Source organism: Methylobacterium sp. CCH5-D2, assembly GCF_001556475.1.
GTDB lineage: Bacteria > Pseudomonadota > Alphaproteobacteria > Rhizobiales > Beijerinckiaceae > Methylobacterium > Methylobacterium hispanicum.
Genome location: NZ_LSIX01000707.1, coordinates 1 through 1110 on the forward strand (window position 1 = coordinate 1; position 1110 = coordinate 1110).

1 protein-coding gene is annotated in these 1110 nt (G+C 72.1%); it reads left to right on the forward strand.

From position 1 onward, the window contains the following. Positions 1 to 22: 22 nt before the first annotated feature. A complete protein-coding gene (locus AX737_RS18580) occupies positions 23 to 1018 on the forward strand; it encodes a hypothetical protein (protein WP_082773130.1) in 996 nt (331 codons plus the stop codon). Positions 1019 to 1110: the final 92 nt, after the last annotated feature.

Here is a 1110-nt window from a genome sequence, read left to right on the forward strand (position 1 = left end):
CCCCTCGCCAGCCCAGGCCCAGGTGAAGACGCCGGCGGCCGGCCCCGGCACGGGCGCGCCCGCCTCCGAGCGGATCCGGGAGGTCCCCGCCGTCACCGCGCAGGATCCGGCGATGCTCAAGCCCGGCACGATCCTGTTCAGCGACCGGCGCGACCAGCCGCAGAACCCGGAGAGCGGGCTCACCCCCTATCTCGACTGGCAGCGGCAGAGGCCCGCCGAGGCCGCCGCGCTCGCGCCCTTCCCCGGCTACAAGGAGCCGGACTACGCCCAGACGGTGAACGGCGTGACGAAGCAGCGCCACGAGACCCTGAAGGTCTACGTGGCGGAGGGGCGCTTCGTGGTGGCCCGGCCGCCCGAGGCGATCGACCTGCAGGCCTTCGCCAACCTCGCCTTTGTCCAGGCCATGGACCCGGCGATCCGCCACAAGGCGCTCAATCCCGCCGACGTGACGCCCACCAAGGACCCCGCCGCCGCCTTCGCGCGCCGGCCCGACCGGCCCTGGTGCGAGGCCGGCACCACCTGCATCGAGTCGCGCTACGACCTGGAGGGCAAGCTGCCGCTCGGGGTGAAGCTCGCCAACAAGCTGGAGGAGGGCTCGTCCAAGAAGATCGCCGAGTTCGTCTCCTTCCAGAGCGAGCTGCGGGTGCTGCCGCCCGAGAAGGCCGCGACGCTGGGGGCGCTGACGAAGGTCGACACGCCGGTGACCGGGGGGATCGAGCAGACGATCTTCTGGGTCAACCAGATCCTGCGCTTCGGCAAGTTCCTGGCGGTGCTGCAGCCGGTGCCGGGAGACCCGCAGCGGACCGTGGTCACCACCTACATGGCGCTGGCGATCAAGGCCGACGTGCTCGACCGCAAGGCGGAGTACGCCCGCGTGCCGGTGCTGAAGAACCTGCTGCCGGCCCAGGTGCTGATGGGCAATTCGAGCTTCAACACCGGCAACTCGATCAGCGCGGGCCTGCCCACCTACGCCCGCAACCGCATCGCGGCCTTCGCGGACGCGCTGGGGAAGCGCTGAGGGCGGCGTCCCGGTCGATCCTCGCGGGGGGCCGCCGCCGTAGCGGGGCCCCCGGTCCGGTCTCAGTACCCGCGGTTGCCGATCGTCGGCAG